Annotated in this window: 11 protein-coding genes; 6 read left to right on the top strand and 5 right to left on the bottom strand. The window is 75.0% G+C overall.

Features of this window, described 5'->3' with window-relative positions; translation table 11 throughout:
• Window positions 1–100 precede the first annotated feature (100 nt).
• Complete coding sequence (locus tag ACFV0G_RS08970; RefSeq protein WP_380543988.1) at window positions 101–1,903, bottom strand: hypothetical protein; 1,803 nt, start codon at window positions 1,901–1,903, stop codon at window positions 101–103.
• Window positions 1,904–2,132: 229 nt separating this feature from the next.
• Between ACFV0G_RS08970 and ACFV0G_RS08965 the strand changes: the two genes are divergently transcribed.
• The gene (locus ACFV0G_RS08965; RefSeq protein WP_380543985.1) at window positions 2,133–3,320 is read left to right on the top strand and encodes a glycosyltransferase; all 1,188 of its coding nucleotides are present in this window, start codon (window positions 2,133–2,135) and stop codon (window positions 3,318–3,320) included.
• A gap of 1 nt (window position 3,321) precedes the next feature.
• Here the strand turns inward: ACFV0G_RS08965 and ACFV0G_RS08960 are convergent, their stop codons facing one another.
• On the bottom strand, window positions 3,322–3,759 hold the full coding sequence (locus tag ACFV0G_RS08960; RefSeq protein WP_380543982.1) for a low molecular weight protein-tyrosine-phosphatase: 438 nt from the start codon (window positions 3,757–3,759) through the stop codon (window positions 3,322–3,324).
• Window positions 3,760–4,039: 280 nt separating this feature from the next.
• Between ACFV0G_RS08960 and ACFV0G_RS08955 the strand changes: the two genes are divergently transcribed.
• From ACFV0G_RS08955 to ACFV0G_RS08945, 3 genes are read left to right on the top strand one after another with little or no spacing between them, the layout of a single operon-like run.
• Window positions 4,040–5,980: a LodA/GoxA family CTQ-dependent oxidase gene (locus ACFV0G_RS08955; protein ID WP_380543978.1), complete on the top strand. Its 1,941-nt coding sequence runs from the start codon at window positions 4,040–4,042 to the stop codon at window positions 5,978–5,980.
• Window positions 5,980–7,155, top strand: coding sequence for an NAD(P)/FAD-dependent oxidoreductase (locus ACFV0G_RS08950; RefSeq protein WP_380543975.1), 1,176 nt, complete (start codon window positions 5,980–5,982; stop codon window positions 7,153–7,155). The genes ACFV0G_RS08955 and ACFV0G_RS08950 overlap by 1 nt, the downstream gene beginning before the upstream one ends.
• Window positions 7,156–7,169: 14 nt before the next feature.
• Window positions 7,170–7,889, top strand: coding sequence for a hypothetical protein (locus tag ACFV0G_RS08945; RefSeq protein WP_380543972.1), 720 nt, complete (start codon window positions 7,170–7,172; stop codon window positions 7,887–7,889).
• 117 nt (window positions 7,890–8,006) lie between these two features.
• Here ACFV0G_RS08945 and ACFV0G_RS08940 read toward each other — a convergent pair whose 3' ends face one another.
• Complete coding sequence (locus tag ACFV0G_RS08940) at window positions 8,007–9,161, bottom strand: hypothetical protein (RefSeq protein ID WP_380543969.1); 1,155 nt, start codon at window positions 9,159–9,161, stop codon at window positions 8,007–8,009.
• Window positions 9,162–9,377: 216 nt separating this feature from the next.
• Between ACFV0G_RS08940 and ACFV0G_RS08935 the strand changes: the two genes are divergently transcribed.
• Together ACFV0G_RS08935 and ACFV0G_RS08930 are read left to right on the top strand one after the other, a co-directional pair.
• Window positions 9,378–10,016, top strand: coding sequence for a hypothetical protein (locus ACFV0G_RS08935; RefSeq protein WP_380543966.1), 639 nt, complete (start codon window positions 9,378–9,380; stop codon window positions 10,014–10,016).
• Window positions 10,017–10,131: 115 nt separating this feature from the next.
• Window positions 10,132–10,725 (top strand): hypothetical protein, encoded by a 594-nt coding sequence (locus ACFV0G_RS08930; protein WP_380543963.1) that lies wholly within the window; start codon window positions 10,132–10,134, stop codon window positions 10,723–10,725.
• Window positions 10,726–10,887: 162 nt separating this feature from the next.
• Here ACFV0G_RS08930 and ACFV0G_RS08925 read toward each other — a convergent pair whose 3' ends face one another.
• Both ACFV0G_RS08925 and ACFV0G_RS08920 read right to left on the bottom strand, forming a co-directional pair.
• Entirely contained in the window at window positions 10,888–13,017 is a 2,130-nt protein-coding gene (locus ACFV0G_RS08925) for a HEAT repeat domain-containing protein (protein ID WP_380543960.1), read from the bottom strand.
• A 65-nt stretch (window positions 13,018–13,082) separates the two neighbouring features.
• Window positions 13,083–13,535 (bottom strand): glutaredoxin domain-containing protein, encoded by a 453-nt coding sequence (locus tag ACFV0G_RS08920; RefSeq protein WP_380543957.1) that lies wholly within the window; start codon window positions 13,533–13,535, stop codon window positions 13,083–13,085.
• Window positions 13,536–13,698: the final 163 nt, after the last annotated feature.

Here is a 13,698-nt window from a genome sequence, read left to right as displayed (position 1 = left end):
CCCCGCCCCCCCCCCCCCCCCGGGAGCCCCCCCACACCCCACCCCCGCCCGCCCCCCCCGCCCGCGCCGGCCCCCCACTCTGCCCATCCTGCCCGGCCGCTCAGCGCAGGCAACCGGCGATCCGGACCGGGATCTGTGCCCGGCCGGTCAGCCCCGAGGCCGTGTCGGTGGCGGTGAGGACGAGCTGGTACGTCCCGTCCGCGAGCAGCGGCACGGTGAACCGGCCGGATGCGCCGGCGCCGATCGGCACCGGTCCGTTCGGGCCGATGATCTGCCAGGTCACGGCCTGCGGGTCGGTGATGGGCCGGTTCCCGGGGCGGGTCACGGCGGTGCCGGTGAACGTCTCCTCGCAGCCGCGCCGGATGGTGCCGCCGGAGGCCGGCTGCTGGATGGAGACGGCAGGGGCCTGCGGGGACTGGGTGCCGGACGGCGGGGTGCTGCTCGGACGGCCCGGGCTGCCGGTGGCGGGCACGGGCGTGGTCGGGGTGCGCGGCGCCGGGGAGGCGCTGGGCGAGCCGGCCGGGTCCGTCGCGGGCGGGGCGGTGGAGGCCGCGGGGCCCGATGCGGACGGGACCACCGGGGACGCCGCGGTGGGGGTGAGGTCCAGGGCGGGCGGCAGGGTCGGCCGGGTGACGGTGGTCGGTGCGGCCCCCTTGTCCGGCGAGGTGGGCTCGGCGTCGACGGTGGCACAGACCGCGCCGGCGACCATCCGCCGGCTGTCCGGAACGGTCGCGCCGCGCAGCAACTGGTCGTCGGGGCCGTGCTGGTGGGAGTCGAAGTAGCCGTTGCCGGTGAGGGTTTCCCGGTCGCTGTGCTCGATCCACACCGAGTCGTGGTACTCGGTCCCGGCCTGCTGCCCGTTCTCTCCGGTGACGTGCCAGTCCTTCACCGGGCGGCCGGACGCGCCGGGTGTGGGGGCGTCGGCCGACGCGTACAGCCAGCCGTCGCCGAGGAAGCGCTGGAGGCCGCTGGTGCCCCGGTCGTCGTCGGCGGTGAAGCGGAATCCGCCGCCCACCACCAGCCGGCCCTTGGGACAGCCCACGGCGGCCTCCGCGCTGCCGCCCGCGCCGACCGCGATCTCGGCGGTGGCGAGCGAGACGTTCTTCAGCTGGACACAGATCGGCCGCAGCCCGACCGCGTAGTTGGCCTGCGGCGGTTGCGGGTCCTCGATCCGGGTCCGGCGCTCGGCGGTGTCCGAGGTCTTCAGGAGCCAGGAGCGGGAAGTCAGTTCGGTGCCCGGATTGACGGAGGCGAGCCAGGGGCCGGAGCCGGCGGCCGCGGGCGTCGGACCGAGCGCGTCCAGCGGCACCGGCGCCACCCGCTGCCCGGCGACCAGCCGTTCGGCCCGGAACTCGGTGCCGACCATCGTGTATCCGCCCTGGCAGGCGGGCACGGCGTCGGCGGTCCTGGGCGCCCCCGCGAAGGCGCCGTCGGTCGACAGGTCGTGGATGAGCCCGCCGTCGGCGGCGGTCACCTTGTTCGCCCGGTCCTTGAAGGCGTGCGCCCGCCAGGTGAAGTCACCGCGCGGCGCGAACCGGGGTGCGGCGTTGATGCACAGGGCGTACGCGGTGAGCCTGGCGGGCGTGCCGCCGGGGTTGTACGCCGCGGCCAGCCAGGCCCCGCCGACGAACTCGCTGCTGGTGGCGAAGCCGCCGCCGTCGACCGCGTAGCCGCCGCCGAGCGCGGTCTCGTGCTTCTCGCAGCCGGCCACCGTCGCCTGCTCGCCGCCCGCCGGCACCTCGACGGACGTACTGCGCTGCACCACCGCGAGCTGTGGCCCCCGGACGGCCCACCACACGCCCGCCCCCGCCGCCCCGGTGACCACCAGCGCCCCGGTGGCCACCAGGGCAGCCGCCTTCCCGCTGACCGCGCCGCCCGCCTTTGCGATGAACCCAGAGCCCATGTCGACGCTCCTCCCCCGGCCGCGCGCACGCACGGCGTGGGCACTGTACCGGCGGCCGCCCGCATCGTCACGACCCCGCGCAGCACCCAATTCCCGCCCGCACGAACACCGTTGGCACCCGATCGGCCTCCCGGGCCGTTGTGCCTGCTTGCCCTGCTACGGTCCGTATTGTCCAACAAGCCCCAGGCGCGGCCGAGTCCGAGCCCAAACAGTCAGATCGGGAATCCCCTTGAATCGCACACCGCAGACCCGGCCCGCCACGGACCGGCCGTTCCGACTCGTCGTCACCGGAGGCGGCACCGGCGGCCACACGTATCCGGCCCTGACCGCGGTGCGGGCGCTGCGTGCCCGTCTCGCGGCCGCCGGCCGCGGACTGGACGTGCTCTGGGTCGGCACCGCCGAGGGCCTGGAGGCCAGGGTCGCCGCCGCCGAGGGGATCCCGTTCGCCACGGTGGCCACCGGCAAGATCCGCCGGTCGAGCAATCCGCTGAAGCTGGCGTCGCCGGCCAACATCCGCGACATGGGCAGGGTGGTCCGCGGCCTCTTCCAGGCCCGCCGGATCGTCCGCGACCACGCACCCGACGTGGTGCTGGCGACCGGCGGCTACGTCGCGGTGCCGGTCGGGCGGGCCGCCCGCGGCTGCGGCGCTCCGCTGGTCGTCCACGAGCAGACGGTCCGACTCGGCCTGGCCAACCGGGTGCTCGCCCGTACGGCCGCCCGGGTCGCGCTCTCCTCGGAGTCCACGGTGCCGCTCCTGTCGGAATCGGCCCGCGGCCGGGCCGTCGTGACGGGCAACCCGGTACGTCCCGAGGTGTTCACCGGCCGCCCGGAGAAGGCCTTCGAGGCGCTGGGACTCTCCGGCTTCGACCGCAGGTTGCCGACCGTCTACGTCACCGGCGGGGCGCAGGGCTCGCTGCAGATCAACACGGTCGTGGAAGCCGTCCTGCCCTGGCTGCTGACCGGCGCCAACGTGATCCACCAGTGTGGCGCCGCGCACGCGGACGGGCTCCGGGAGCGCATCGCGGGGCTGCCCGCCCACCTGGCCGCCCGCTACCGGGTCACCCCGTTCGTCGGAGCCGAACTGCCCGACGTCCTGGCCCTGGCCGACGTCGTGGTCTCCCGCAGCGGGGCCGGCACGATCGCCGAGCTCACCGCGCTCGGCAAGGCGTCCGTGCTCATCCCGCTCGCCTCCTCCGCCGGCAACGAGCAGGCCCACAATGCCGCCCACCTCCAGACCTCCGGTGCCGCGGTCGCCCTGCTCGGCGAGGTCACCGCACAGACCCTGCGCGCGGCGCTGGCGCCCCTGCTCACGGACGGGTCCGTCCGTGCGGACATGGCCGACCGTGCGCGCGCCCAGGGCCGGCCGGATGCCGCCGACCGGCTCGTCGCCGTACTGCTCGACGCCGCGCGGCGGTAGGTCACGGAAGGTAGGGATCGGCCCCGGACTCGATGATCGCCGCGCACTCCGCGAAGGCCGAGGCGGGTTTGCCCATCGGGTCCGGGACGTCCCGGTCGCCGAGGTAGAGGCGCAGCTTGCGCTCGTTCGCGGCGCCGCCGACGGCGCGCAGCTCCTCCAGTACCGAGCGGTCCATGGCGAGGACGAGGTCCGCCCGGTCGATCAGGTGCCGGTCCACCCGCGCCGGGGTGTGGCCGGACAGGTCGTAGCCGCGGTCGGCCGCGGCGGCGATCATCGACGGATGCGCGGTGCCTCCGACCCACAGGTCGAGCAGGCCGGCCGAGCGGACCTCCAGGGCGCCGCCGCCCCGGACGGACAGGACGGCGGCCGCGAACGGGCTGCGGCAGTAGTTGCCGAGGCACACCGTCAGGATGCGCCGGGGGAGGGGACGGTCGGTCATCGGTCGGCTCCGATCGGGGCGGGGGCGGTTCTCCCATGGTCCCCGGCCCGGGCCGCCCGGGACGGCTGCGGCCGCCGGCCGGCGTGCCCACCGGCGCGCCCGACGGCGGGGCCGTCCGGCGCGAGCGGGGCCCGGAGAGCGGGCGAGTCCGGCGGCGTTCACTCCTCCGAGTGGTTGTTCGTGTCCACTCGATCGGCTGCGTCCGATTGCCCATAGTCTTCCGTCGACGAACTTCCCGTCGGCGCCGCGCGCCGGCACGTTCCCGGAGGAGTCGCTTTACATGATGGACGAGATCGTCCGTGCCGCAATCCACCCGGCGATCGGAATCGCCCGGGTCGGGAATTCCCCCGAAGAGTATTTCTTCGCACCGGAGGTGCCGGATCCGCAGCCGCAGGACCCGGGCTTCTACAAGGACGCGGCCGGCGCCGTCAAGCGCGAGGCGGCGCGTTTCCGGGTGTACGGATACAATGCGCGGGGCGAGGTCGTCGCCGAACTGACCGCCGAGAACGCGGACATCCGGTGGACGGCCCACCTGGCGAACCTCAAGTCGGCCTGGTACCAGTTCCAGCTCGCCCTGGACATTCCGGACTCCGCGCTCGCCAAGCCGTCCGAACTGCGCAACAAGGACATCGTCGGCGACCGCCGCAAGGAATTGGTCATCGACCCCGGCCCGGTCGCCATCTCCGGGAAGAACACCTCCGGTCCGGATTTCCATTTCCGGCGCGGCACCTTCATGGGCAAGGAGGTGTACCTCGGCGAGCTGCGCACCGACGCGGCCGGAAATCTGCTGGTCCTCGGCGGATTCGGCCAGTCGGCCTCCTTCGACGGCCGGCCGGTGAGCACCTACGCCAACAACGACGGCTGGCACGACGACATCGGCGACGGGCCGGTCACGGCGAGCGTCACCGTCGCCGGCCGGGAGCTGCCGGTCGACCCTGCCTGGGTCCTGGTCGGCCCGCCGAACTACGCCCCGGCACTCAAGGGCATCCGCACCCTGTACGACCTGCTGTACGACGTCTTCGTCAGCAACGGGTCGCTGCCCTTCCCGGAGCAGGTCTCCTTCGCCCGGCACATCGCCCCGGTGCTGCAGCGCTTCTGCGACCACCAGTGGGTCAACCAGGGCTTCGCCGGCTACTACGGGCACAACGGCCTCGGCCACTTCACCACCCCGGAGATGCTCGCCCGGCTCAGCAGCACGGCCGGCACCCGCCGGGCCCTGCGCCGGCAGGTCTTCAACGCGCTGCGCGACTTCGGCCGGGACGGCGGCTCGCCCGTGCCGTGGCCCTGGCTGTACGGCGACGGCATGGCCGTCCCGCCCCGCACCCCGCTGCAGCACATGGCGCTCTCCCCGACCCAGTACCGGATGTTCCAGTACTGGGCCGACGGGGACTTCGCGGACGACTGGGCCGAGTCCCTCGCCGTTCCCGCACCCAGGACGCTGGACGAGGTCCCGCTCGCCGGACGGCCCGCCGCGCTCGACCGCGCCGCACTGGACTTCTGCCTGGCCGACGCCTTCCACCCCGGCTGCGAGGTGACCTGGCCGATCCGCCACGCGTCGATGTACCGGGCGCCGTTCCGGATCCGGCACCGGGCGCCCGACCAGCCCGAGCCGTCCTACGGGGCGGTCCTCACGCCCGAGACGGCGCTGTCGGTGAACGGCCCGCTGTACGCCCAGGGCCCGGGCGGCCTGAGCCGCTGGATGGCGGTGCCCTGGCAGACCGACACCGCCAGCTGCCGCTCGGGCTACGAACTCGCGCTCAGCCCCCGGCACGACCCGTACCTGCCGAGCTTCTGGCCCGCCCGGGTGCCCAACCACGTCCTGACCGAGGACGACTACCGCGTGGTGGTGGACGAGAGCCGCCCGCTCGCCGAGCGCACCGAGGCCTTCGAACGGCGGGCGGTGTGGCTGCGCGGGCTCCGCGGGCAGAACACCGAGCAGCTCAACCAGATGATCGACGACTGGTTCCGGCTCGGGATCGTCGAAGTGCGCGACGGCGCCAAGGACTTCCCCGACCGGATCCAGGTGGAGTCGCGGCCCTCGATCGACCTGACCGGCGTGCCGCTCACCCAGAACCTGGTCACCCTGCACGTCCCGCAGGCCGCCGACCCGGCGGTCGCCCTCGCGGCGGTCAACCAGGCCATCGCCGTCAGCGGCTACACCGCCGAAGAGGTCACGGCCGGCTTCATCGACAAGGTCTCCCCGTTCCGCGACAACGCCTGATGACCGCGGGACAGGCCGGCCGCCGCGCCGACGGCGGCGGACACGTCGAGGTCGTGGTGGTGGGCGGCGGGCCCGCCGGGTCGGCCGCCGCGCTGACCCTGGCCCGCGCCGGCCGGACCGTCCTGCTCGCCGACGCCGGCTCCGGGCCGCCGAAGATCGGGGAGGCGCTGCCGTCCGCTGCGCGCGTCCTGCTGCACGATCTCGGGGCCGGCGAACGGCCGCTGGGCGAGGGGCACCTGCCGTGCTACGCCAATCTGTCGGCCTGGGGCTCGCCCGCGCTGCACCGGGTGGACTTCATCCGCGACCCGCACGGGCCGGGCTGGCACCTGGACCGGCGCCGGTTCGACCGGGCGCTGCGGGAGGAGGCCCGCGCGGCCGGGGCCGAGCTCGCGGAGCACACCGCGGTCCGCCGGGCGGCCCGCCACCCGGACGGCGGCTGGACGGTCACCCTGCGGCGGCGCCCCGCCCCGGAGACCGGGACGGGCCCGGCAGACGAGCGGGTGGTGCGCTGCTCGTGGCTGGTGGACGCCAGCGGACGCCGTCGGGCGATCGCCGTTCACCGGCGTACCGTCCACCGGCGCACCGACCGGCTGGTGGCCGGCTGCCTGGAACTGCCGCCCGCCACCGCCGACGGGTGGGGCGAACTGTCCTCGCTGGTCGAGGCCGACGGCGACGGCTGGTGGTACACCGCCCTGCTGCCCCGGGGCCGGCGCCTGGTGGCGTACTTCACCGACGCCGACCTCGCCGGGCCGCTGCCGCGGGACGCCGCCGAGTTCACCCGGCTGATGGCCCGGACCAGCCATGTCGCGGCCCGGGCCGCCGCCCACCCGCCGCCCGTCCGGGCGCTGCTGCGCCGTGCCCCCGCGCACTCGGCCCACCTCGACTCACCCACCGGCGACGGCTGGATCGCCGTCGGCGATGCCGCCGCAGCCTTCGACCCGATCTCCTCGCAGGGCATCCTCACCGCCCTCCACACCGGCATGACGGGCGCCGAGGCCCTCCACCGGCACCTGGACGGCGACGACGCCGAGGACGGCGCTCTCACCGCCTACCGCACCAACGTGGCTGCGCTGCTCGCGGCCTACCGGCGCAACCACCGCGCGGTCTACGCGATGGAACGGCGCTGGCAGGACCGGCCCTTCTGGCAGCGCCGCCTGGACCCCACCCCCGCATGACGAAAGGAACCGCCATGACCACCCGTCACGACCACGACCACGAGGACCCGTCGGTCCACTCGTTCATCCTCTCCGGCCAGGAGACGGTGTTCGGCTACCACCTGGCGATGTTCGGCATGGCCGAGCACCGCTACCAGGTCCTCGTCGAGTACGACCTGCCGACCGACATCCTCAACACCTACCTCAAGGACCGGGCCGAGCACCCGGCCAGCTGGCACGCCGTCCGCAACACCGAGGACATGGTGCTCCCGCCGATCGGCGACGGCTCCGTCACCACCTACCCGGCGCGGCTCGACCGGGTCACCCAGACCGGCAACGGCGAGGACCGCGTCTGGGAGCCGATCTCGGGCGGGTTCCCCGCCCGCATCAAGCGGGTGCTGAACTTCCGCCGCTTCAGTGAGGAGAGCTTCCCCGAGCACCTCACCTACCTGCTCTACGGCCGCGGCGAGGAGGCCCACATCGCGCACCGCCTGGTCAAGCGCCCGCACTTCGAGCAGATCGTCTCACTGCGCCGGGTGCCGGACGGCGTCACCCAGGACGACCTGGGCAGGGCGTTCGAGCTGACCGTCCCGGCGGTCGCCGACGGCGGGCACGGCGGCCTGCCGTGGACCGTCAGGCCGCTGCCGGACCCGACGTACGACGCCGTGCTCGACCGCGGTGCGGGCGGCGTGCTGCCGATCACCCTCATGCCGGGCGACGAGCGCTGGTGGAACATCACCACCCTCAACGCCTGACCCGCCCCGGCCGACCGGGCCAAGCGCCAGGACGTGTCTTCGAAGGGCACTCGGGTGGTCGATTCAGGTGCCCCCCACGCGCCCTATGCGGCATCCGTAGGCCTTCGAGGACACGTCCTAGTGGTGGTGGTGCACCGCGTCCGGGTTCTTGGCGGCCTGCAGCTCGACCGGCAGCGGCTCGGCCTTCGACTCCAGCACCGCCCTCGCCCGGGCGCGGTGGAAGACCTCGACCGGATCGCCCCGCTCGGCCCACACCTGGGCGCCGCACCAGGGGCCGATGATGCGGAACTGCTCCAGTGCCGCCCCGTACATTCCGGCGGCGCCCAGGTAGTGGGCGAGCAGGTGCCGAAGCCCGGGGAGCCCGTCGTGGTCGTCCGGGACGAGCGCCAGGGCCTCGGCGACGGCCGTCAGCCGCCGCTTCGCCGCACGGTCGGAGGGCAGCACGACACGGCGCTCCTCCAGCTCCGACAGGGCGTACAGGTAGAGGCCCGCGAGCGGGCTGCCCGCCGGGGCGCTGTCCATGGCCCGCTTCGCGAACGCCATCATCTCCCGGTCGGAGCCGAACCACTTGGCGCACCAGTACTGCAGGGCCTGCCCGTGGCCCTCGAAGTGGTGCGGCGCACGGGCGACCAGGCCGTCCCACAGCGGCCGGAAGCGGTCCGGCCCGTACTGCGCGCCGCGCGCCGCCGTCACCATGACCACCCACGGCGCCGGGTTCTCCGGCGCCAGCAGCGCGGCGCGCTGCGCCGCCTCGATCGCCGCGGGGAGCAGCGCGCGGAACTTCGCCATGTTCTCGGCCGGCACCTGGTTGGCGTACCCGCTGCCGCGGACCTCCCAGGCCCGGTGCACCATCAGGTCCGCCTCCAGGGCGGCCGCGTCGCAGTTGCCCGGATCGGCCTCGCGCCACGTGGTCAGCCACGCGTCGTCCTCGCGCGCGACGGCCCGCAGCAGCTCGAACCGCGACCAGTGCTCGTCCCAGTCGCCCCCGGCCGCCCCGATGTAGGCGGCGACGGACCGCCAGTCGCCGCTCCAGGCGGCGTTCGCCAGCGTCTGCGAGGCCTCCCGGACGCGCTCGGGCGACGGCGGGCCCGCGCGGCGCGCATCGAGGGACTCGCGGGGAACGAGTCCGTACGCCGCGGCGTCGAAGTCGGCCGGGATCGGACGGTGGGCGGGGGTCTTCTTCCGCCGCGAGGACGTCGCGTCCCTGTTGCGGGAATTCCCGACGAGGGCGAAGACCAGGATGAGGGCGAGCGGGCCCAGGAGGTGTGTCACGGGTGAAGATCATCCCGGCTCGATCGGTGCACGGCAACGGATAATCCGACACCTGTTCCCCTGCTCGAAGCCCGCGACCGGCCCGGTGGCCGACGCCCCGGGGCCCGGGCGTCGGCCGGCCGGCGGAGCGGCGCGGGCGCGGCGGCCTTGTAGGCTGCCGACGTGCCCCGGACGCCTGTCCGGCGGCTCGGTGAAGTGGACTCAGGAAGAGTAGATATGACGATCATTCACGGACTGGGACAGCGTGGCCGCCGGACCGCCGCGGGCCTGGCGCTGCTGGCCGCCGCCTCCGCCGGCCTCGCCGGCTGCTCCTCGTCCAACGGTTGGACGGCCTCGTCGAGCGCCCCTTCGGCCGCATCGGCGAGCGCCCCCGTCCCCGCCGGAACCACCCCGCCCGCGGGCGACGCGGCGCCGGGCAGCGGGACGGCCCCGGCCGCCGGCAACCGCCCCACCGACCCGTGCTCGGTGCTGACCAACGACCAGGTCACCCGCGCCATGGGAGCCTCGGAGCCGCTCAGCGCGGAAGGCGCGTCCACCGAGGTGGCGTGGGGCTGCACCTGGGGCTCGCACCAGTCCTACGTGAGCATCGAGGAGGTGGACGAGGGCAGGTACGCGACGCTGATGTCGGGCCCCCGGCTCAGCAGCTCCCCGATCGGCGGGATCGGGGAGAGTGCCTTCGTGGTGAAGGACAAGGCGGACGGCAGCAAGCCGCAGGTCGTCTTCACCAAGTCCGGCCACCACTACAGCATCGAGGCCGTGGCCGACCGCAGTGAGCTGGGTGCGGCCAATGCGGCGCAGGAGGCCGCCGCCGAGCAGGAGCTGGCCCGCACCGCGGCATCCGCGCTGACCCCCTGAAAAAAACTTCTGCCGACCGTTGAACCCTTCCCGGCCGGGGCGCGTTCTGAGGGTGCGAGCGTCACGAAGACGCACAAGTCGCCACAAAGCAGCCACCTCCAGGGGGGAATTCGCCATGTCCAAGTTCACCGGAAGCCGTCTGCTCGTCGCCGCCGGCATCGCCGCCGCCGCCCTCGTCCTCACTGCCTGCGACCCCGACAGCGGGAGCGGCTACGGCAGCGGTTCGAGCGCCGCGGCCGGCGGCGACGCCTCCACCGCCCCGGCCGCCGCGCCGCCCGCCGGCAACTCCCCGGCCAAGCTCGTCGCGGTCACCAGCCCGCAGCTCGGCCCGATCGTCACCGACGCCGCCGGCCACACCCTGTACCGCTTCGACAAGGACACCAGCAAGCCGTCCGCCAGCAACTGCACGGACGCCTGCGCGGTGAAGTGGCCGCCGGTGATCGCCCAGGACAAGCCGGAGCTCAGCGGTGTCGGCTCGGCGCTGGTCGGCACCGTGGCCCGACCCGACGGCACCATGCAGGTCACGCTGAACGGCTGGCCGCTGTACCGCTTCGCCGGCGACAGCGCGGCGGGGCAGGTCAACGGCCAGGGCGTCGGCGGCACCTGGTTCGCCAGCACGCCGGAGGGCAAGAAGGCCCAGGGGGGCGGCAAGGCGCCCTCTCAGGCGGCGCCGAGCCAGGCCCAGGGCGGCTACTCGAACGGGTACTGACGGGCCTTCCGGCCGTTGACCAACCCGGCCGCGCCCCCGCGCCGGCCCCGGTGGGCCCCCCCCCCAAATACCGGCGGGGGTAGGTGCCGGGCCCTCCCCCCCCGCCCCCGGGGCCCGCCCGCCCGCCCGCCGCTCCCCGGGTCGGGCGCGGGCAGGCTCGCCTCAGGCCGGCCGGCCGAGGACCGTCAGGGCGGCGCGCTGCAGCGCCTCGTCGTTCTCGATGCTCGTGAAGAGGTCGCCGCTGCGGCGGGCCCGGGTGAGTTCCGCGCGGATCCGGGGAAGGGCGGGCGCGGCGGCCGGGCCCATCCGCTGCAGGCACTCCAGCACGCGGTTGGCGGTCGAGTCGTTCTTCTCCCAGGCCTCCAGCAGAACGGGCAGGACGATCTCTGCCTCGGCCGGGCCCCCGATCTCGTGGATCGCGGCGGCTGCGTGCACCCGGGTCCACACGTGCCCGGTGTGGAGCAGCTGCCGCAGGCGGGGCAGGGCGGCGGCCACCGGCGCCCCGATCCGGCCGAGGGCGTCGGCCGCGTCCTCCTGCTTGTGGGTGTCGAGCAGGTCGGTCAGCCGCGGTACGGCATCCGCGGGGTCTCGTTCGAGGGCCCACAGGGCTGCTGTCGCGGCGAGGCGCAGGTCCGGGTCCTCGGCGTCGGCGAGCGGCCGGACCGTCTCCACGGCGGAGGCGGCGCCGGTGCCGAAACGGGCCAGCGCGTGGAGGGCGGCGACGACTCCGGGCGACTGCTCGTGCCGGACGGAGGCGGTGACGGCTGCGGTGAGTGCGGGTACGGCCGCAGGGTCACCGAGCCGGCCGAGGGCGGCGACCAGCGCGCAGGCGTCCGACCAGGGCCAACCCCGCGAGAGGTCTGCGTCGGCCAGGCGTCGGGACAACCTGGGTATCAGCTCCCCGGCGGCCCGGGGGAGGTGGCCCGCGGCCTGCACCGCGCGCCAGGCATCGGTGTCGGAGTCCAGCGCCGTCAACAGGCTCGGCAGGGCACGCTCGTCGCCGAGGCGGGCCAGTGCCGTGACCGCCTCCTGATGGGCGCGGCGCAGCAGCGGGTTCGGTGCGGCCCACACGGTTGGGCCGTGGGCGGTGCGGTGGGCGTCGACGAGGGCGGCGAGGGCCTCGCGGGCGGGTTCGGCGAGGGTGGCGGTGAGTCGGCCGAGGGTCGCGGCCGCTTCGGCGGCGGTGTACGGGTCCTGGGGCAGCAGGCAGTCGGCGAGCAGCCGGACGAGGCCGGAGTGGTCGCCGCGCCAGGAGCCGATCAGTTCCTCAGCCATCCCGATGGCGTCGTGCCGGGTGGCCCGGTCCGGGCTGCGGAGTTGGGCGGTGAGCAGGGCCGTGCGCTCGGGCAGCCGTGCGTCCAACACCCGGTGAAGGGTGGTCAGCAGCTCGGTGGTCGGGGCGTGGACGCGGCCGTGCCGGTCGAGGTCGGCGAAGACCGCGGCGAGCTGCGGCGGAACACTCCGGTCGGGTGCCGGTGCGGCGGCGGCGTCGGCGCAGGTGCACTGCCCGCAGTCGGCAGGCCGGGCGTCGTTCTCGTCCTGGGGCGTGGGCACGGGCGTGAGCCGCCGGAGCAGGTCGGTCGCCGTCGGGACGAGGCTGGCGTCGATCGCCTCCGGTACGCAGGAGGCCCGGTGGACGAGGGCGGCGAGCCGGATGTCGGCGTCCGCCGCGGGGTCGGCCGCCAGGGTGGCGAGCCAGGTCGTCACCGGGCCGAGCGCGGCCGGCAGTCGCCGGGCCAGTGTCGCGGCCGCTTCGACGACCAGGAGCCGCGCCACGGTGTGGCGCTCGGCCGCCAGTCGCTCGCGCAGCAGGGCGAACGCCCGGTCGGCGTCGTCGAGGAACAGTCCCAGGGCGGGGACGGCGGCCTGCCGCACCTGCGGGTCCGGGTCCGCGGCGTGCCGGACGAAGTCCTCGATGCGCTCACGCATCTGCGGCACCACATCCGCATGGGGCGTCGACATGTGGCCGGACGGGCTGTAGTGGACGCCGTCGGGGTCGTAGTCGAGCGCCGCGCTGCCGATGCTGAGCAGGAGCCGGATGACGGCCGCGCGGTCCGGCGTCCGGGGGTCGTCGGCGAGCGCGAGAAGGAACGGCAGGCTCGCTGCCGTGCACGAGTAGACGTCGCCCTGGTGGTGGGCCGAGCCGTAGAAGCTGCTGAAGGCCCGCTCCCGGACGTCGGGATCGGGCGAGGCCATCTGCTCCAGCCACAGCGGGACTTCGTCGGCCGGGCCGTAGGCGTGGCCCATGGAGGACCAGTCGACGCGGTCGATGCCCTCACGATTGTTGATCACGGGTCCCAGAGTGGCACGGGATACCGACACTGCGACCGGGGCAGAGCGGTCTGCCGATCGCAGGGTCAGCGGCCCGCGCGGGTCGCGGGGCGGGTGAGCCGGTCGCGGACCCAGGCGGGGTCGGGGTTGACGTGGGGCTGTCCGGCAACGACGACGGTCGGCACGGTCTCGTTGCCGTCGTTGGCGGCCCGCACGACCGCCGCCCCGTCCGAGTCGCGCCAGATGTTGACCCAGTGCACCTGGCGGGCGCGCCGGCCCAGCGACAGGCGCAGGCGGAGGCAGTAGGTGCAGCCCGGCCGCCAGAAGACCACCGGCCGGCCGTCGACGGCGCTGCGGCGCTCCGCCTCCGCCGCGCTGATCGACCGTGGGAAGGCAAGCGGCGAGTTCACCCCCGCGAACAGCACGAACGGCAGCAGGAATGCTGCGGCTCGGCCGGCTTCCCCTCGGACGGCCAGCACGGTCGCGATGACCGAGCCACAGAGCACCAGCATCGTCGGCAGGATCCATGCGCGCCTCATGAGGGCGAAGGCTACGCGGTGCCGGACACCGGCGGCGACCCGGCCGGCCGCGGGCCCCGCGGGCGGCCCGGGGCGGGGGGGGGCCCGCGGGCCGGGGGGCGCCGCCCCCCCCGCCGGGGCGGGGCCCCCCCCCCCCGGCGGCCCCGGGCGCAGGCGGCCCGCC

The organism is Kitasatospora sp. NPDC059571 (assembly GCF_042735675.1).
In the GTDB taxonomy this organism is placed as follows: Bacteria; Actinomycetota; Actinomycetes; order Streptomycetales; family Streptomycetaceae; genus Kitasatospora.
Note: the sequence above shows the minus strand (reverse complement) of the source record. Positions and strands in the feature narration are given on the sequence as shown.

Bases quoted from the DNA above. Each gene is read 5' to 3' on its own strand.
- ACFV0G_RS08970 (WP_380543988.1), bottom strand. From the start codon at position 1,903: ATGGGCTCTGGGTTCATCGCAAAGGCGGGCGGCGCGGTCAGCGGGAAG.
- ACFV0G_RS08960 (WP_380543982.1), bottom strand. From the start codon at position 3,759: ATGACCGACCGTCCCCTCCCCCGGCGCATCCTGACGGTGTGCCTCGGC.
- ACFV0G_RS08955 (WP_380543978.1), top strand. From the start codon at position 4,040: ATGATGGACGAGATCGTCCGTGCCGCAATCCACCCGGCGATCGGAATC.
- ACFV0G_RS08950 (WP_380543975.1), top strand. From the start codon at position 5,980: ATGACCGCGGGACAGGCCGGCCGCCGCGCCGACGGCGGCGGACACGTC.
- ACFV0G_RS08945 (WP_380543972.1), top strand. From the start codon at position 7,170: ATGACCACCCGTCACGACCACGACCACGAGGACCCGTCGGTCCACTCG.
- ACFV0G_RS08935 (WP_380543966.1), top strand. From the start codon at position 9,378: ATGACGATCATTCACGGACTGGGACAGCGTGGCCGCCGGACCGCCGCG.
- ACFV0G_RS08930 (WP_380543963.1), top strand. From the start codon at position 10,132: ATGTCCAAGTTCACCGGAAGCCGTCTGCTCGTCGCCGCCGGCATCGCC.
- ACFV0G_RS08920 (WP_380543957.1), bottom strand. From the start codon at position 13,535: ATGAGGCGCGCATGGATCCTGCCGACGATGCTGGTGCTCTGTGGCTCG.